At 60.8% G+C, this 17,888-nt stretch carries 15 protein-coding genes; 7 read left to right on the forward strand and 8 right to left on the reverse strand.

Annotation, left to right across the window (positions count from 1 at the left end; translation table 11 throughout):
- The first annotated feature begins 126 nt into the window (after nucleotides 1–126).
- Both B0E33_RS14790 and B0E33_RS14795 read left to right on the forward strand, forming a co-directional pair.
- Nucleotides 127–2,064 carry a methyl-accepting chemotaxis protein gene (locus B0E33_RS14790; protein ID WP_208997632.1) on the forward strand — a complete coding sequence of 646 codons (1,938 nt, stop codon included), beginning with the start codon at nucleotides 127–129 and terminating at the stop codon, nucleotides 2,062–2,064.
- Between the two features lie 170 nt (nucleotides 2,065–2,234).
- Nucleotides 2,235–3,419: an NAD(P)/FAD-dependent oxidoreductase gene (locus tag B0E33_RS14795; RefSeq protein ID WP_077291616.1), complete on the forward strand. Its 1,185-nt coding sequence runs from the start codon at nucleotides 2,235–2,237 to the stop codon at nucleotides 3,417–3,419.
- 80 nt (nucleotides 3,420–3,499) lie between these two features.
- Here B0E33_RS14795 and B0E33_RS14800 read toward each other — a convergent pair whose 3' ends face one another.
- From B0E33_RS14800 to secA, 7 genes are all read right to left on the reverse strand, one after another.
- The gene (locus B0E33_RS14800; protein WP_156912409.1) at nucleotides 3,500–4,462 is read right to left on the reverse strand and encodes a hypothetical protein; all 963 of its coding nucleotides are present in this window, start codon (nucleotides 4,460–4,462) and stop codon (nucleotides 3,500–3,502) included.
- 130 nt (nucleotides 4,463–4,592) lie between these two features.
- The gene (locus tag B0E33_RS14805) at nucleotides 4,593–5,387 is read right to left on the reverse strand and encodes an alpha/beta fold hydrolase (protein WP_077291618.1); all 795 of its coding nucleotides are present in this window, start codon (nucleotides 5,385–5,387) and stop codon (nucleotides 4,593–4,595) included.
- Nucleotides 5,388–5,440: 53 nt separating this feature from the next.
- Nucleotides 5,441–6,631, reverse strand: a complete 1,191-nt coding sequence (locus B0E33_RS14810) for an adenylate/guanylate cyclase domain-containing protein (RefSeq protein ID WP_208993446.1) — start codon at nucleotides 6,629–6,631, stop codon at nucleotides 5,441–5,443.
- 68 nt (nucleotides 6,632–6,699) lie between these two features.
- Complete coding sequence (locus tag B0E33_RS14815; protein ID WP_208997633.1) at nucleotides 6,700–8,220, reverse strand: glycosyltransferase family 39 protein; 1,521 nt, start codon at nucleotides 8,218–8,220, stop codon at nucleotides 6,700–6,702.
- Nucleotides 8,221–8,223: 3 nt separating this feature from the next.
- Nucleotides 8,224–8,655, reverse strand: a complete 432-nt coding sequence (locus B0E33_RS14820; protein WP_023002972.1) for a GtrA family protein — start codon at nucleotides 8,653–8,655, stop codon at nucleotides 8,224–8,226.
- Nucleotides 8,645–9,682 carry a glycosyltransferase family 2 protein gene (locus tag B0E33_RS14825; protein ID WP_208997634.1) on the reverse strand — a complete coding sequence of 346 codons (1,038 nt, stop codon included), beginning with the start codon at nucleotides 9,680–9,682 and terminating at the stop codon, nucleotides 8,645–8,647. Before B0E33_RS14825 ends, B0E33_RS14820 begins: the two co-directional genes overlap by 11 nt.
- A 109-nt stretch (nucleotides 9,683–9,791) precedes the next feature.
- Nucleotides 9,792–12,563, reverse strand: coding sequence for a preprotein translocase subunit SecA (gene secA / locus B0E33_RS14830; protein WP_062491312.1), 2,772 nt, complete (start codon nucleotides 12,561–12,563; stop codon nucleotides 9,792–9,794).
- Between the two features lie 269 nt (nucleotides 12,564–12,832).
- On the opposite strand from secA, the gene B0E33_RS14835 reads away from it, so the two are divergent.
- The 4 genes from B0E33_RS14835 to B0E33_RS14850 all read left to right on the forward strand — a co-directional run bounded on the left by B0E33_RS14835 (nucleotide 12,833) and on the right by B0E33_RS14850 (nucleotide 15,958).
- On the forward strand, nucleotides 12,833–13,717 hold the full coding sequence (locus B0E33_RS14835; RefSeq protein ID WP_051990069.1) for a peptidylprolyl isomerase: 885 nt from the start codon (nucleotides 12,833–12,835) through the stop codon (nucleotides 13,715–13,717).
- A 255-nt stretch (nucleotides 13,718–13,972) separates the two neighbouring features.
- Complete coding sequence (gene argJ / locus B0E33_RS14840; RefSeq protein WP_075284199.1) at nucleotides 13,973–15,214, forward strand: bifunctional glutamate N-acetyltransferase/amino-acid acetyltransferase ArgJ; 1,242 nt, start codon at nucleotides 13,973–13,975, stop codon at nucleotides 15,212–15,214.
- An 85-nt stretch (nucleotides 15,215–15,299) separates the two neighbouring features.
- Nucleotides 15,300–15,701 (forward strand): 8-oxo-dGTP diphosphatase MutT, encoded by a 402-nt coding sequence (gene mutT, locus B0E33_RS14845; protein WP_055659610.1) that lies wholly within the window; start codon nucleotides 15,300–15,302, stop codon nucleotides 15,699–15,701.
- A 29-nt stretch (nucleotides 15,702–15,730) separates the two neighbouring features.
- Entirely contained in the window at nucleotides 15,731–15,958 is a 228-nt protein-coding gene (locus B0E33_RS14850) for a Flp family type IVb pilin (protein ID WP_306355458.1), read from the forward strand.
- Between the two features lie 19 nt (nucleotides 15,959–15,977).
- Here B0E33_RS14850 and B0E33_RS14855 read toward each other — a convergent pair whose 3' ends face one another.
- On the reverse strand, nucleotides 15,978–16,889 hold the full coding sequence (locus B0E33_RS14855) for a methyltransferase domain-containing protein (RefSeq protein ID WP_077293337.1): 912 nt from the start codon (nucleotides 16,887–16,889) through the stop codon (nucleotides 15,978–15,980).
- Between the two features lie 214 nt (nucleotides 16,890–17,103).
- Here B0E33_RS14855 and B0E33_RS14860 point away from each other — a divergent pair, with 214 nt between their 5' ends.
- On the forward strand, nucleotides 17,104–17,865 hold the full coding sequence (locus B0E33_RS14860) for a ComF family protein (RefSeq protein ID WP_062486785.1): 762 nt from the start codon (nucleotides 17,104–17,106) through the stop codon (nucleotides 17,863–17,865).
- The last annotated feature ends 23 nt before the right edge of the window (nucleotides 17,866–17,888 follow it).

The raw sequence follows: 17,888 nt of genomic DNA on the forward strand, positions 1-17,888 counted from the left end.
CATGGATGTAAACATCGACCCCGATGGCACATCCGTTGATCCAGGGGACATACGCTGGTGGCCTTCAGATCTCAATCACCTTTTCGGATCTTCGCGAATTTGTCAGTCAAAGCCAGAATTCTGGCCTTGAGCCTTTTCACCATTGTTGGGCTCCTGGCGATCGGCGGTGTCTTCTTCTGGAGCCAGGGTGAGCTCAATTCGGCCTTTGCGCGCATGAGCAGCAGTTCGACACTGGCCGGACAGGTCAGCACACTGTCGGAAAGCGCCGCGGCGCTGCGCTCCATTGAAGAGCGTTACCACAGCACGCCATCCGTCGAGACATTCCAGAGTTTCAACGCCAAGCTTGAAGAAGCCAGCGCAGTTCTGGAGACGATCGCAACCAACCCGGCAGCAGCGGCCTACGCTTCGGAAATCGCCGACGTCAAGGATACGCTGGAAGGCACAAGAGGTGCCTTCGAGATGCTGGACACTGCCCAGCAGAAGATCGGGTATGACTCTACGCAGGGCTATCTGGCGGGGCTCAACGAATATGCTGGGGCGGTCAAGCATCGCCTGTCGGAAGAGATGAAATTCGGCGGCGGGCCGGATTTCGAAAAGCTGGCCCGCGCGATCCTGGCCGTTCAGCTGGCAGAACGGGAGTTCACGCTCAACAATACCGAGGCGGCGCTGGAGGTTTTCCAGGGCGAGTTCAACGATTTCGAAAAGCTCTTGAAGAAAGTCTATATCTCCGACGCCATCAAGGCGGAGCTGGCCGACAACATGGCCAAATACAAGACGACTTTCGACGATTACACAGTCGCCAAGACAGAGCGGGGCGAGCATTCGGAACTGCTGGAAAACCTGTTTGAACTTGTTCCACCGCACATCGCTTCCCTCAGCGAAGCCGCCAACACCATTCAAGGTGAAGCCGCCGGTCAGCTTGAGATGGCCCGGTCGATCGCAACCTATGCAATCGGCGGGGCTATCGTGGTTCTGCTTCTGCTGCTGCCGGCCATCGCGCTTGTGATCGGCCAATCGGTGGCGCGCCCGCTGGCGCGTCTGCAGTCGGCCATGGAAGCCCTTGCCAGCGGCCAGACCGACCTCGACCTGCCGAACGACAGTGGCAGCACCGAGCTTGCTTCCATGAGCCGCACGGTTCAGGTCTTCCGTGACAACGCGGTCGAGCGGGCTGAACTTGCGGCCTCGCAGGATCAGGAAAACCGGCGGCGCGAAGAACGCGTTGCCCGTCTCGATACACTGATCGGCCGGTTCGAGGGGACCGTGTCCGCGGCACTCGACAGTCTTGACCGAGCCAACGGCGAACTGCGGCAGACGTCCCAGTCGATGGAACAGTCGGCCGACGATGTTGCCAACCAGTCCGGGGAAGCAGCCGAAGCGGTGCGCACGGCGGCGGAAAACGTCACTTCCGCAGCTCATTCCGCGGAAGAGCTTGCCGCGTCCATCGCCGAGATCGCCGGCCAGGCCAACAAGTCGACGGAAGTGGCCCAGCAGGCGGTGCGGAGTGCGTCTTCAACGGTTGCCACCATGCAGGAACTTTCCAGCGCGGCAGACCGGATCGGCGAAGTCATGGGGCTGATCCGCGACATTGCCAACCAGACCAATCTGCTGGCGCTGAACGCGACCATCGAGGCTGCCCGCGCGGGCGAAGCAGGCAAGGGGTTTGCGGTGGTTGCTGCCGAAGTGAAGCAGCTTGCCGACCAGACCTCGAAAGCCACCGAGGATATCGCGACCCAGATCGAGGCCATCCAGGGGTCTTCCGGTCAGGCGGTCCAGGCGATCGAGGACGTCAACCGGATCATCTCCGACATGGAAGGCCTTGCCTCGGCTGTGGCGTCGGCCGTGCAGCAGCAGGACGAAGCCGTTCAGGCGATCTCGCACAACGTTTCCAGTGCCTCGGCGCGGTCCGAACAAGGGGTGTCGAGCATGGAGGCCGTCGGTTCGGCTGCCGAGCTTGCACGGTCCAACGGTTCCGAAGTGGAGCACCTCGCAGAATCGCTTGGCGAGCAGGGCGCGTTGATCCGGCAGGAAGTTGCCGAATTCCTGCAGGGCGTGCGCAGCGCCTGATCCCGAACCGGAACGCTTGAAACAAAGAAAATCGAAAAAACGCCGTGTCCGCACCGACGCGGCGTTTCGCCATTCTGGCGGCCTGCGTTTCTTCGTGCTAGCCATGCACTCAAACGATCGGCCGGCACACCATCCGCCGGACCGGCCAAGCGCAAAGAGGGCGAAGCGGAATGCAGGAAGACATCGTCATCATCGGAGCAGGACAAGCCGGAGCCCAGGTCGCCCAATCCCTGCGGCAGGGCGGATTTGAAGGCCCGCTGCGGCTGATTGGCGACGAACCGCATCCGCCTTATCAAAGGCCGCCGCTTTCCAAGAAGTTCCTGGCTGGCGAGATCGGCGCCGAAGGCTTGTGGCTGCGCCCGCCGGCTTTCTTCACCACCAACAATATCGACCACATTCCCAATACCAGAGTGGTTGCGATCGACCGTGGCGCGAAGCGCCTGACACTGGCAAACGGCGATACGCTGCCGTATGGCAAGCTTGTTCTGGCAACCGGCACCAATGCCCGGCTGCTGACGCTGGAGGGTGCCGACAAGAAGGGCGTGGTCACGCTGCGCTCGATTACCGATGTCAACGTGATCCGGGACATTCTGCAAAAAAGCAGCAATGTCGCCATCATCGGAGCCGGGTACATCGGTCTTGAAGTCGCTGCCGTCGCCAAAAGCCTGGGCAAGTCGGTCACCGTCATCGAGGCGCAGGATCGCCCGATGAAGCGTGTGGTCAGCCAGGCGGTTTCCGACTATTTCTCCGGCCTGCACAAGGCCCGCGGCATCGAATTGCGCCTGAACACGGGCATCGAGGCAATCGAGGGTGGTGACAGTGTCACCGGCGTCCGGCTGTCGACAGGCGAGACGGTTCCGGCGGAACTGGTTCTGGTTGCCGTCGGCGCAGAGCCCAATGATCACCTGGCAGCAGAGGCGGGCCTGGAGGTCGACAACGGGATCCTGGTGGATGGATGCGGCCAGACCAGCGATCCTGACATCTTCGCTGCGGGTGATTGTACGCGTTTCTATTCCAATCGCTATCAGCGGTCCGTGCGCATGGAAAGCGTCCAGAACGCCATCGACCAGGCCAAGGCGGTTGCCCAGGCGCTGCTGGGTCAGGAAGTCGATTACGACCCGTTGCCGTGGTTCTGGTCCGATCAGTACGACATCAAGCTGCAGATCGCCGGTCTGTCGGAAGGGTATGACGACACAAAGTTCGTGGGTTCGACCGAGGACAACAAGTTCTATGTCGCCTACCTGCACGATGGCCGGCTTATCGCCGTCGACAGCATCAATTCACCGCGCTCGCACATGATGGCCCGCCGGGTGATCGGTGAGCCGTGGCGTGATGATCTGCTGCCGGAAGCCTGAACAACAGGTTTCGATTGGATAGGTGCCGGCGGGCAACAGGAGGGCGAAGCGCTTCCATTGTCCGCGGTTAGCGCCTGCTGTTATTCGACCTTGCCGAATTTCTCCAGGAAATAGGCGGTCATTTCCTTGTTGCGGTCGTACTGGTGCACGATGGCGTAGGGTTGCTTGTCAAAGGTTTTGACCAGCCCGTCCTCGAACACCGGCACGGTTTCCCGCGGCATGCAGAATCCCGGCGCATCCGGGCCGACATTCGCACTGACCGCGTGCAGCAGCCAGGGAACCTGCCAGTTCACCTTCTCGGCCTTTTCCTTCCAGCCGCAAAAGGTCAGAAGCTGGTTGAAGGCGGCCTGATCACCGCTGCGTTTGGTCTGGTCGAAGTAATAGACCGCCAGCATGAAATCCATCATCGCCTCGTAGCGGCCGGCGAAATAGCCAGCGCAGCACACTGGAACCCTGGCCACACGGTCATAGGCGTGGCGGCCGTAGGTTTTCAGGACGTTCCGGCGGTTCCAGGGGTCTTCATGGGTGATGCTTTCCTCACCGATGAGGAGATCCTTGCCCGAAGCAAGGTTTTCTTCCATCCAGGCGAACGGGTCAGACTGGAAGATGACGTCCCGGGCATCCGAAAACGCGACGAAGCGCACAGGCTCGCCAAGCGCATCGAGATGCTGTTTCACCAGGTGACTGGCATGGAAGAAGCGCCGGTCGTAGATCTTGTCCTTGAAGCGCAGGACGCGCTTGTTCCAGGTCCAGCGCCTGTCGGTGTAAAGCTTGCCGCCATCGGTATGGTCGGCGATTTCTTCCCGAAGCTGCGAGTAGGAATATCGCTTCTTGCCGGCGTCATGATCGAAGGTGATGACGAGCGAGCCCATGTGCTTCATGTAATCAACAAGGGCTTCGCTGACATTGTAAGCCACCGCGACTGTCCGGCCGCGATACCCCGTTGCCTTCAGGGAATTGTACCAGGCAGCCATGTGTTTCGGCTCATAGCCCGACACCGCCGTGACGATGACATCGTTGGCTGCTGACATTTCGGCTGACATGCGCGCTCCGGCTCGGTTCATACAGGCCCCGCCGTCCGACCGGCCGGGTTTCGGCCTGCTACCTATCCCAAACCGCGCCGGGGGGCCAGATCGCGGGGAAACTTTCTGGTATTCCAGATGTTGGTCCGTGTCAGCAGCCAGCGTTCTGAAGGATGAGCCGGGTCACTTCCTTGGGCAGTTCCAGATGCAGCATGTGACCGGTTCGTTCGAAAATGTGGGTGGCAACGACACCCGGCAGCTTGTGGGCCTGGCGCGTCGGCAGGACACGATCCTGTGTGCCCCAGAGGACCTTGATCGGTATGGGCAGGGCTGCCAGTTCGTCGCGCGGCAGGGTCTTTTGAACGCTGCCGTCGATGATCTCGTCCGCGATTGCCTCCAGTGTCGCGGCCGCGCCCGGGCGCGCACGGCTTTCGGCTGCGGTTCTGGCGAGGAATTTCGGCAGTTTGAACTCCCAGCCGAAGAACTGCTCCAGCAGGGTTTCCATGGTGTCGGCATCCGTTGCAGCCGCATAGCGACGGAGCAGACGGTGATTGATTTCGGAGCCGAAGCCGCCCGGTGCCAGCAGGGTGAGGCTGGCCACCAGATCAGGATTGCGCAGGGCAATCAGCGCGGCCACTGCGCCGCCCATGGAGTGGCCTACCAGATGGACCTTCGTCAGCTTGAGCGCTTCCAGAGACTGCCCGACAGCTTTTGCGGAAACCCCCGCATTGCCGATCCGCGGCCAGTCCAGCGCCTCGCCGTGCCCCGGCAGGTCGAACGCTATGGAGCGTTTCTTCGAGGCCAGTGCCGTCTGGATGTTGAGCCAGGTTTGCCGGTCGCCACCGAAGCCGTGCAGCAGCACGACCGGAGCGCCGTTGTCAGGGCCGGTGGCTTCCTGGTCTCTGAAAGGCAGATGGGAAGGGGCGTCGGGACGTAGATCGGTCATGTCGGTCTTTGCTTGTCGGTGGGCTGAGGAAATACCTGCCGGACGGGAGGCGTTCAGAAAAGCCGGTCCAGGGTAAACAAGGGCTGGGGGTCGGTGAAGCCGTTGAGTTCGAACGACCCGGCCGGTTTTGATCGTTCGCTGGCGAAGCGGGCGACGTCTTCGGTCATCAGGACGTCGGCGCCGACGGTCTTGGTGAGGCTTTCGATCCGTGCAGCCGCATGGACCGTCTGGCCGATCACCGAAAAGGTGAGCCGGTGCGGAACGCCAATATTGCCGAACATGACGGAGCCGACGGACAGGGCGATGCCCGCCTTGAGAACGTGTGGCAGCGCCGGGTCGGCGTTGATCGCTTTCAGACGGTTCCGGCTTTCATCCGCGGCCGACAGTGCCTGTGCGACCGCCTTGTCCAGGCTTTGCGCGCCTATGGGAAAGACGCCCAGAACGGCATCGCCGATAAAATCGAGCACTTCGCCGCCTTTTGCCAGGATAGCACCGGCTGTCGCGTCGAAATAGGTGTTCAGAAACGAAAGGTAGGCATCGGGACCAAGCAGTTCCGCAATCGCGGTCGAATTGCGCATGTCGCTGAAATAGATCACCGCATCGACTGTCTGGCCGTCGCCATGGCGGATCTGGCCGCTGAGCACCTTGTTGCCGGCGATCTTGCCGAGATACGTCTCTGCGATCGTCTGGTTGATTTGCCCCTGAATGGTGGCGCGCGCGGCCAGGGCAAAGCGTTTTTGAATGTAGCGGATTGCGGTCAGGGCATCGTCGGAGAAGCCGTCGGTTTCCCGCGTTGCCCAGCTGATCACGATGCCGGAGGTGGCGATCTGGTCCTTGATGGTCGGCAGGTCGAATTCGGTCGCTATGACGATGTAATCGGAGTACCCGCTTTCCTTCAGCCGAACGAGCAAGGGAAACTCGAGCGGGGCATTGGCATTCGTGAGGCGCCGTCGCAGGACGGATTCCTGGTTGACCAGCACGGCACGGACGGGGCTTTGCAGCCACTCGTCTGTTTCTTCGGCATTGTGGGCAATCTGCTCGCGCTGGATTTCGGTGCCGTTTTCCCAGATGGCGGCTTCCGCCTCGATCAGGGGATGAAGGGTCGACCAGCCGATCATGGCGCGGTCCACAGGAACCTCGCATGCGCGCAGGCGCTCGCACATCTCTCCGAACATCGACCCCAGATCGGGCGAGCCAAGAGACTGGTCGATCAACCAGTCTTCCACGCCGTCGATTTCCGCCATACTGATCATGGCGCCAAGTTAGTGTTGTTTTCGTCCGGTTTCCAGACGGCTTGTGCCAGCGTTTGCGATTAATTCGCCGGTTCGAAAACCACCTTGCCAGGCGGGACGATGACCCAGTTGACCGTGACGTCGGGAATGCTGCCGGAGGTCTGGTAGGCGAACGTTCGCGACCCTTCGCGGACAGCATCCGGATAATATCGGCGGATTTCCTCAATCGGTGTTTCCCGGTCGCCTCGCCAGACGATCATCAGACCCTTTTCCTGGACATCCTTAGGGTCAATCCAGGGGCTGAGGGTCCGGTCATGCAGATAAAACATCGACGGGCGGCTGGCGGCCTGTGTGGTGACGTTGGCTGCCGACCACATATCGCCGGCGACATAGGCAAGATCGGTGCCCATGTGCTCCTTCCAGACGCGTGCCATGTCTTCGGCGATCTCCTTGCCGGGATAGTGGAGCCGGGTCTGCTTGTGTTTCCAGTGCGGCTCCAGAACAGCCTGCCCGAACAGGATGCCCAGGAAAATCGCCTGGATCGCAACGGCGGCAACGAAGGCGCGGGCGGGAAAGGGCCAGAGTTGCGGTAGTGCCAGAAACCGCACCGCCAGGATGCCGGACAGCACGAACATGGGCGTGCCCCACATGTGTTCGAACTCGTTGCCGGTAACGGCTGATGCAATCAGAACAACTGCAAGCGGCAGAACGGCAAACCAGAGCAGAAAGCGGTCGGAAGGTGTGGCCAGGGGCGTGGCCGCTTCGCGCCTGCGCAGTCGAACCTGTTTCAGGCCGTGCCAGCCAAGACCGGCCAGAAGCACAAGGAACAGGCCGGCGTGATTGCCGATCTGAGCTGCCAGGAAGTTCAGCGGATTGAACAGATGGTCGACAAAACCGTCTGCCGGATTGCTGCGGCTGGCGGCGTAGCGCAACGTCAGGAAATCCGTTTCCAGAAGCCATGCCGCGTGTGGCACCAGCAGGACAAGGCAGACGGCTATCGTCACCCAGGGGCCCGGGCGCCGGATATGCCGCCGGGCATCGGCGAAGACCAGCGCGTAAAGTCCGATTGCACCGATCAGGAGCAGCACGAAATATTTCGTGTAAAGGCCGAAGGCGGCGAGGGCGCCAAGCAGGACCCAGTCGAGCAGGCGGCCTTTGTCCACTGCCCGGTGAAACAGCAGCATCATGCCTGCCCAGATGGGGATCTGCAGGATGTTCGGGTTGAATTCTGGCAGGGGCAGCGTGAAGTAGAAGGTTACGCTGGTCAGCACGAGAGACCAGAAGGCCTGCTGGCCGGAAAGACCGAGACGGCGAGCGAGCCGCCAGATGAACAGATAGCCAAGGGCAACCGAAAGCGCGCTCAGCCAGTACCCGCCACTGAGGCCTCCCGTGAGACGATAGGTGAGCTCCAGAAGCCAGGCCTGCATCGGCGGATGTTTGGTATAGCCGAGCTGAAGTTCCCGGCCCCAGGCAAAGCCTTCAACCACGTCGAGTGGCGGGTTGGGAAAGGTCAGGGCCGGTATCAGGGCATAAAGCAGGCAGAGGCTGCCAGCGTAATAGAGGGCCGCCCTTGAAGGAGCGTTTTCGATCAGACGTATCAAGGGTCAGGTCTCGGCTGGATGGTGCGAGAAGGCCCAGAGCCGGGCTCCGGCAAAGGAAAGGGCTGGCACGATCGCGATGGAAAACAGGAGGCCGATGAGATCAGGCCAGGGGGTCAGCGTCAGCCACAGGGCCAGAACGGTGGTGTTCAGCAGGAAGCCGGAGACGGCAATCACCAGGAACCGCACCATGCTTCTGATTGCGGTGCCCTTCCGGCGCAGGTGCGAGAAGCTCCAGAAATAGTGACCGGTGAAAGAGACGCAGAAGGCGACCAGGAAGCCGCAGACATTGGCCGGATAGGCCGGAAGCATTCCAGATTGCAGCAGGCTGCCCGCCACAATGGCATGGGTCAGCGTCGCCAGCACGCCGATCACGGCGAATTTGCCGGCGGCAGCGGTTTCCGTCTTCAGCTTGCCGTGGCGAATTTCAGGCGCCATTGGCGGCGTCGTCCGTTTGCTTTGCGGATGGAGGTATGTTGCCACCTTCGATGACATCCTGAACGATGAAGACCGGCCGCTGTTTCGCTTCGTTGAAAAGCCGCGCCACATATTCGCCGATCATGCCGATCGACAGCAGTTGCACACCCGAGAAGAACAGAAGCGCGACCATCAGCGATGCGTAGCCCGGGAGATCGATGCCTTCGATGAGGACGCGTAGCGTCAGATAAAGCGCATAGGTGAAGGCGCCGACAGAGATCAGGGCGCCGCCATAGAACCAGACCCGTAGCGGGAGCGTTGTGAAGCCCGTGAGGCCGTCCAGCGCAAAGTTCCAGAGCTTCCAGTAATTGAACTTGCCAGCCCCCGCCAGGCGAGGAGGGCGCTCATAGGGCAGTGCCATGGCCGGAAACCCGACCCAGGCAAACAACCCCTTCATGAAGCGATTGCGTTCCGGCAGGCGCAGCAATGCATCGATAACGCAGCGGTCGATCAGACGGAAGTCGCCGGCGTTCGCGGGCATGTCGATATTGGCCAGGCGGTTGAACAGGCTGTAGAACATGCCCGCCGTGGACCGCTTCATGAGCGTGTCGGAAGACCGGTCGACCCTGAGGCCGTAGACGACATCGTAGCCCGCGCGCCATCCGTCCAGCATCTGCAAAATGAGCTCCGGCGGGTCCTGCAGGTCGGCGTCGATGATGACACCGATGTCTCCTTTCGCCGCCTCGAGCCCTGCGGAAAGTGCAGCTTCCTTGCCGAAATTGCGGGAAAGGCCCAGAAGCCGTCCCGGCAGGCCGTTTGCAAGCTCCTCCGACAGGATGTCCGCGGTCCTGTCCCGGCTACCATCATCAATGAAAACATATTCGTAACGAAGGTCACTTCGCTCGAGCACTGGCCGGGTTGCCCGCAGGAAGTGGAGGATGACTTCCTCTTCGTTAAAGACCGGTACGATGACGCTGAGCAGCGGTGCCTGCGGGCGGGCGTTTTCCCGCCGGGTGACATAGACAGTGTTAGCCGCTTTGGTGTGCATGAACATTCGTTAGCCGGTTGAAGTCGGCGGCAACCTGCCGGAATTTGACGAAAAAGGCCAGCCCTTTGACGAGGCTGGCCTTCGCGATGGTCAATTGTTCCGACTGCCGTCAGACAAGCACGCCGTGGCAGTGCTTGAACTTCTTGCCGGAGCCGCAAGGGCAGGCCTCGTTGCGGCCGACCTTGCCCCAGGTCGCAGGGTCTTCCGGATCACGCTGTGCCGGAGGTACCGGAAGCTGGGCGTCCGCCATGGCCATCTCGTCTTCCCCGGTCAAGGGATTGATGTGATGAGCATGCATTTCCGGCTCGGCCGGCATCTGCGGTGCCTGTTCCGTTACCAGTTCGACCCGCATCAGCTGGGCGGTGGTCATCTGGCGCAGCTGCGTCAGCATGGATTCAAACAGCGTGAACGCTTCGGTCTTATATTCCTGCAGCGGGTCGCGCTGGGCGTAACCACGGAAGCCGACGACAGACCGCAGGTGATCGAGATTGGCCAGGTGCTCGCGCCACAGGTTGTCGAGCGTCTGCAGCAGCACGGCCTTTTCGACCTGACGCATGATGTCCGGGCTGTATTTGGCAACCTTCTGCGCCATGCCGGCGTCGGCCGCCTTGCGCAGGCGGTCCTTGACCTCTTCGTCGGCAATGCCTTCCTCAGCCGCCCAATCCTTGATCGGCAGATCCAGGTTCAGATACTTGCGGACTTCTTCCTGAAGGCCCTCGGTATCCCACTGCTCCGGATAGGCGCGCTCGGGAATATGCGCGGATACAAGATCGTCGATCACGTCGTGACGCATGTCGGAAACCGCGTCCTGGATCGCTTCGCTGTCCATCAGCTCGATACGCTGATCGAAGACCACCTTGCGCTGGTCGTTCATCACGTCATCGAATTTCAGCAGGTTCTTGCGGATGTCGAAGTTGCGTGCCTCGACCTTCTGCTGAGCTTTTTCAAGCGCCTTGTTGATCCACGGGTGGATGATGGCTTCGCCTTCTTCCAGTCCGAGCTTCTGCAGCATAGAATCCATGCGCTCGGACCCGAAGATGCGCATCAGGTCATCCTGCAGGGACAGGAAAAATTTGGAATGGCCCGGGTCGCCCTGGCGGCCGGAACGGCCACGCAGCTGGTTGTCGATGCGGCGGCTCTCGTGACGCTCGGTGCCGATGACATAAAGACCGCCGGCCGCAAGCGCCTTCTGCTTCATGTCCTCGACTTCGGCGCGGATCTGCGCTTCCCTGGCGCTGCGCTCTTCACCTTCCGGCATGTCGCCCAGTTCCATGGCGATCTGCATGTCGGCGTTGCCGCCGAGCTGAATGTCCGTACCGCGGCCGGCCATGTTTGTGGCAATGGTCACGGCGCCCGGCAGACCAGCCTGGGCAACGATGAAAGCTTCCTGCTCGTGGTAGCGCGCGTTGAGGACCGCGAAGACCTTGGTCTTGCCGCCTTCGTTCTTCTGCGCGGCGGCAAAGGCAGCCGGATCGCTGAGATCGATCTGCTTGTAGCCATGCTTCTTGAGCATCTCGGCAAGATATTCGGACTTCTCGATCGACGTGGTGCCGACCAGGATCGGCTGGGCACGCTGCTTGCAGTCGTCGATCAGCTTGACGATGGCCTGGAATTTTTCCTGAACGGTCCGGTAGACCTCGTCGTCGTCATCGATACGTTTCACGGAAACGTTGGTCGGAATCTCGACCACTTCCAGCTTGTAGATGTCGGCGAATTCGTCGGCTTCGGTGGACGCGGTACCGGTCATGCCGGCCAGCTTGCCGTACATGCGGAAATAGTTCTGGAACGTGATGGAGGCCAGCGTCTGGTTTTCCGGCTGGATGCGCACTTTCTCGCGGGCTTCCAGGGCCTGGTGCAGGCCTTCGGAGAAACGGCGGCCCGGCATCATGCGGCCGGTGAACTCGTCGATGATGACCACTTCGTCGTTGCGGACGATGTAATCCTTGTCGCGCTGGAACAGCTTGTGCGCCTTCAGCGCCTGCTGCAGATGGTGCACGATGGCGACGTTCTCGACGTCATAGAGCGAATCGCCTTTCAGCAGACCGGCTTCGCCGAGCAGCTTTTCCAGCTTCTCGTTACCGGCTTCGGTGAAGGTCGTTGAACGCTGCTTTTCGTCGAGCTCGTAATCTTCTTCAGTCAGGTGCGGAATGAAGGCGTCGACCGAATTGTAGAATTCGGAACGGTCTTCCAGCGGACCGGAAATGATCAGAGGCGTACGGGCTTCGTCGATCAGGATCGAATCCACTTCATCGACGATGGCGTAGGCATGTCCGCGCTGAACCATGGACTGGCGGTCATGCTTCATGTTGTCGCGGAGATAATCGAAGCCGAATTCGTTGTTCGTGCCGTAGGTGACGTCAGCGGCGTAGGCTGCCCGGCGTTCTTCGTCGCTCAGGCCGTGGGTGATACAGCCGACGCTGAGGCCGAGGAATTTGTAGACCTGGCCCATCCAGTCGCTGTCGCGCTGTGCCAGGTAGTCGTTGACGGTAACGACGTGAACGCCGTTTCCGGTCAGGGCGTTGAGATAGACCGGGGCGGTTGCCACAAGTGTCTTGCCCTCACCGGTGCGCATTTCTGCGATCTGTCCGGAATTGAGGACCATGCCGCCGATGAGCTGCACGTCGTAGTGTCGCTGACCAAGTGCCCTGCGGGCGGCTTCGCGGACGGTGGCGAACGCGGGAACCAAGAGGTCATCGACGCTTGCGCCGTTTTTCAGCTGGTTTCGGAACTCGTCGGTCTTGGCTCTGAGAGCGTCGTCCGAAAGAGCCTGGATCTCAGACTCCAGGGCGTTGATCTGTTCGACCTTTGCCCGAAATGTCTTCACCTTCCGGTCGTTCGCCGAACCGAAAATCTTACGTGCTAAAGCGCCAAGGCCAGCCATGTGGCGGTCCTTCCCTACCGGGCGGCGCCAACTGGCAAAGAGGCGCCTGCCCATGAAATCGTCTCAATTGCTGTCCACGTTGCCGCCTGGCGCAGAGCGCTGGCCGGCATTCGCGGCCGAAAAGATGCCTTCCCGGCGCTACGGCCAGGACGCCCGACAGATAAGAGGGGGCTGAATGCTTGTCAACGCCGCAGGAATGCGCAATGTAGCCACGCCCCTGCAAGACAGGGGAAAGAAAGATTACTGTTCCGATACGTAAAGGACTACTCATGTTCCGAATTTCGATGCGCAGGCCGGCTCAGGCGCTTGCCGTTTCTCTCCTGGCGCTGTCGCTCGGATCCACCGTTCTGTCCGCTGCAGAACCGGACGATGTGGTCGCGAAAGTTGGCGACACGGAAATCACTGAAGCCGATCTCGCCTTTGCTGCGCAGGATCTGGGCAAGGAATTGCAGCGGTTCCCGCCGGCACAGTGGCGCAAGCTTCTTCTGGACGTCATGGTCGACATGGAACTGATGGCGCATGCCGCTCGTGAAGATGGCCTGGACAAGGATCCGGACTTCGAGCGCCAGCTCGACTTCCTGAAACTGCGCGCCTTGCGGAATGCTTACCTTGCCCAGAAAATCGACGGTGCCGTAACCGACGAAGAGGTGCAGGCAGCATACGACAAGGAATTCGCCGACTTCGAAGGTCCGGAAGAAATCAACGCCCGTCACATCCTGGTGAAGGAAAAGGCTGAAGCTGAAGCCCTTATTGCCGAACTGGACGGTGGCGCGGACTTCGCTGAACTGGCCCGCGAAAAATCTACTGGTCCGTCCGGTCCCAATGGCGGCAGCCTGGGCTACTTCGTCAAGGGTCAGATGGTTCCGCCGTTCGAGGCTGCGGCTTTTGCGCTGGAGCCGGGCACCTATACCAAGGAGCCTGTCGAAACCCAGTTCGGCTGGCACGTGATCAAGCTTGAAGACAAGCGTCGTCAGGAAAAGCCGGCGTTCGAGGAAGTCGCAAATGGTCTGCGCCAGCAGCTGATGCGCGAGCGCTATGACGCCCGCATGGCCGAGCTGAAGGATCAGGTTGCAGTCGAAATCCTCGATGAAGCCCTGGCCAAGTCCGAAGAAGAAGGTGCTGCTGCCGAAGACGGTGCGGCCAAGACCGAGTAAGGCAAACGCTGCCTGAAACCAGAAAGCCCGGCAGTCATACTGCCGGGCTTTTTTGCAGCCCTTGTGCACCACGCCCGAAAAGGCTTGAAAAGGCTTGCCTTTGTCCCATGCTTACGGCAAGAGCATCCAGTGTTCAGGCGAGCGCTGACAAGGTGCTCGCACGCATTTGAATGGATCAATGTCCGGACGGTCAAACGATCTCGATTGAGCGCCCGTTGATCCGGAACTTTGTATCATCTGACCGGGACCGCCTTGATGTCGACCACCGTATCTCCCCTTGCACCCAAGTCCTATCCCGAGATGCCGGAGATCGAGGGTGTTCAGTTCGCGACCGCCTCTGCCGGGATCAAGTACAAGGGCCGGACCGACGTCCTGCTGGCAACGGTTGCCGAGGGGACGGCCGTCGCAGGGGTCTTCACCCGTTCCAAGTGTTCTTCCGCGCCGGTTGACTGGTGCAAGGCTCGGGTCGGTGGCGGCAAGGCCCGCGCGCTCCTGGTCAATTCCGGCAATGCCAATGCCTTTACCGGCAAGAAGGGCAAGGCAGCTGTTGAACTGTCTGCCGAAATCGTCTCCAGGGAGCTTGGCTGCAGCGAAGGTGAAATCTTCCTGGCATCAACCGGCGTGATCGGCGAACCGCTTCCGGCGGACAAGTTTTCCGGTGTCATCGGAGAATTGAAGGCCAACCAGGGCAGCGCGAGCTGGCTGGATGCCGCCAAGGCGATCATGACCACTGATACCTATCCGAAGGTCTCCACTGCAAGCGTTGAACTGGATGGTGTTACCGTGACGATCAACGGCATTGCCAAGGGCGCGGGGATGATTGCGCCGGACATGGCCACCATGCTGTCGTTCATCTATACCGACGCTCCGATCGCGCCGTCAGTTCTCCAGGCTCTGCTCAGCGGGGAAGTCGACGGCAGCTTCAACGCGGTGACCGTCGACAGCGATACGTCCACCTCCGATACGGTTCTTCTGTTCGCGACCGGTGCAGCCGGCAAAAAGGGCGTGGAGAGCGTTGCCTCGCTCGATGATCCGCGCGTCGATGTGCTGAGGGCCGCTCTTGGCGACGTCATGCTGGACCTTTCCCATCAGATCGTCCGCGACGGTGAAGGCGCACGCAAATTCGTGGAAGTGCGGGTTGAAGGTGCCGAAAGCGATGGGTCCGCAAAGCGGATCGCGCTGTCGATTGCCAATTCACCGCTGGTCAAGACGGCAATCGCCGGCGAAGACGCCAACTGGGGGCGCGTCGTCATGGCCGTGGGCAAGGCTGGTGAGCCGGCCGACCGCGACAAGCTGGCCATCTGGTTCGGTGATGTGCGGGTGGCCGTGGAAGGTGAACGCGATCCAGACTACAGCGAAGCGGCGGCCTCTGCCGTCATGGAGCAGGAAGACATTGTCATCCGGGTCGATCTCGGTCTCGGCAGTGGCCAGGCGGCGGTCTGGACCTGTGATCTCACCAAGGAATATGTCGCCATTAATGGCGACTACCGGAGCTGAGTATCCCTAGCAGTTCTGACGGTACTGCCCGCAAACGTGCTTAACCGCGCGTTAATTCAGCGTTTCAGGATTGGACAATCTGCCAATGACCAAGATCGTGCTCGTCGCCGCTTGCGCCCTTGTGGATGCGGATGGCCGCATTCTTCTGGCGCAACGGCCCGAAGGCAAATCCATGGCCGGACTGTGGGAATTCCCCGGCGGCAAGGTCGAGCAAGGCGAGCGTCCCGAGGAGACGCTGATACGCGAGCTGGAGGAAGAGCTCGGCATTGAAGTTAACGAAGCGTGTCTGGCGCCACTTACTTTTGCCAGCCACTCTTACGAAGATTTTCACCTACTTATGCCATTGTTCATTTGCCGCAGGTGGAATGGAACTCCACTCGGCAAGGAAGGCCAGGCGTTGAAATGGGTGCGGGCTGTCAGGCTGAGGGATTATCCGATGCCTGCCGCTGATGAACCTCTGATACCCCATCTCCTGGATGCCGTCTAAGCCCGTTTGTTCAAACCCCCGGGGGGCACATGCCGTTTCGATTTCAAACCGTCGCAGACCGCATGTTGCAGGCCTTTCGCCGGGGAAGAGCTTTCGGAGATGACGAGCACGGCGCGACCATGATTGAATACGGCCTGATTGTCGGTTTCATAAGCATTGTCGTCCTGGTCGCCATGACCGCTATCGGTACTGCCATGCGCACCGATATCTTCGGAACAATTTCGACTGCTCTGCAAGGTGTGCTCGGTTCCAGCTGATCCGGGCCGTCGGCTACCTCTAGTCGCCTATTTTCCGTTCCTGAACGCCAAGCGCGTCTGCGAGCCGTGTCTTGGCCGAGCCGGGGCGCAACGGTTTCTGCTGGCTTTCATGCGGCGCCCAGCCCGACAGGGTTACCAGTGAAAATGTCGCCCGGATCCTGCCGTCCGCATCAGCGTGGTTCTGCGCATAAAGTTCGGCCGCACGCAGCAGTACCTGTCGAGACAGCGGCTTTCTGCTGCGGTCTTTCAACACGGATGTTGCACCCATGGCCCTGAGATCCGCCAGCAGTGCGAACATCGTGTCGTAGCGCACCGTCAGACTGTCCAGATCCGTCACCGGCAGCGCAAAGCCTGCCCTTTGAAGCAGGCTGCCGAGGTCGCGCGTGTCCGCAAACGGCAACACCCTTGCAGCCGCACCGCCTTTTACTTCCAGCTCAGCCCGCGTGAGGCTGTCGCGCAGCTCGCTCAAGGTGCCGGCTCCGGGCAAGGTTGCCAGAAAAAGGCCGTCCGGTTTCAAGGCACGGCGGAGCTGTACCAGTGTGCCCGGCAGGTCGTTGACGAATTGGAGGTTGAGAGCGGAGACGATCAGATCCACCGACTGGTCGCCAAAGGGGATCAGGGCGTCATCGAAGACAAGGTCGGGTGCAGCAAGACTCGGGTCGGCAGCAAACAGATCTGCGCGCAACACGAGGTCAGCCTTGCCGGACTGCCGGATTGCTTCGCTCACGTGAGCGCAGTGTCCGCCGAGATCGACAGCAATCGGAAACCGCCGATTGACCAGCAGCAGGCGGTCCTGCAGATCTTCGCTGACGGCTTTCAGCAGAAAGTCCGCGCCCGGTTTGGCAGCCATCAGCGCCCGCAGGCGGCAGGTGCGGAAGAAGGAGCGGTCGAAGAGATCTGGTTGTGCGGTCACGGCAATTCCGGTTGTCATCGAACTTATCGCGGTCACATATGGTATCCGTCCGCCAAGGTCAAAGGCGCAAGGGTCGCGCCAGGCGGCTTGCGGAGCAGGCATCCAGAAAGTTCCGGCCGGTTCCTGCTTGTTTGGGCTGGCCAGATTTGTGTTTTCAGTGCCAAGGTATTCCTCAGTTTGAAGAATTATTCCTGTCGGGTGCCATTGGGGAGCGGTTTTGCGAAGCCTTGCGATGAACATTGCCGGCCTGCCGGAAGTCGCGGCGCGATTTGCGCTCGATTTCGTGCTGCCGCAGCGCTGCTTCAGTTGCGATGCACGGGTGTCCGAGCAGACGGGATTGTGCGCGGAATGCTGGTCCCGGATGCCGTTCCTGGAGCGGCCCTGGTGTGAGCGGCTCGGTATTCCTTTCTCCTATGATGTCGGCGACGGTGCCTGGAGCCCGCAGGCGATCGCCTCGCCGCCTGTGTTCGACAGGTTGCGGGCGGTCGCCTTTTATGATGGTCCTGCCCGGCAGATGGTGCATGCGCTGAAGTTTTCCGGGCGGCGGGAACTTGCCCGTCCGATGGCACGCTGGATGGCGCGTTCCGGCAATGAACTTCTGAGCAGGGACAGCCTGCTGGTGCCGGTGCCGCTGCACTGGATGCGACTGCTGCAGCGCCGGTTCAACCAGGCGGCAGATCTGGCGAAGGAAGTTGCCCGCGAATGCGGTGGTCAGTTCGAACCGCAGGTCCTCAGGCGGCAAAAGCGTACACGCCGGCAGGTTGGCCTGTCAGCCAAGGACCGCCACAAGAATGTCCGCTCGGCTTTCAAGGTCGATGGTGGCCGGGCCGATCTGGTTCAGGGGCGTCACGTTGTGTTGATCGATGATGTGCTGACGACCGGCTCAACGGTGTCGGCCTGCTGTAAATGCCTGCTTTCTTCAGGGGCAGCTTCCGTCGACGTGCTCACATTCGCGCAAGTCGACCCTGCTTTGCGCTCGGGCAACACGACCTGATCCCGACGGTCTTCCTCTTGAGT

Source organism: Roseibium algicola, assembly GCF_001999245.1.
Taxonomy (GTDB): Bacteria; Pseudomonadota; Alphaproteobacteria; order Rhizobiales; family Stappiaceae; genus Roseibium; species Roseibium algicola.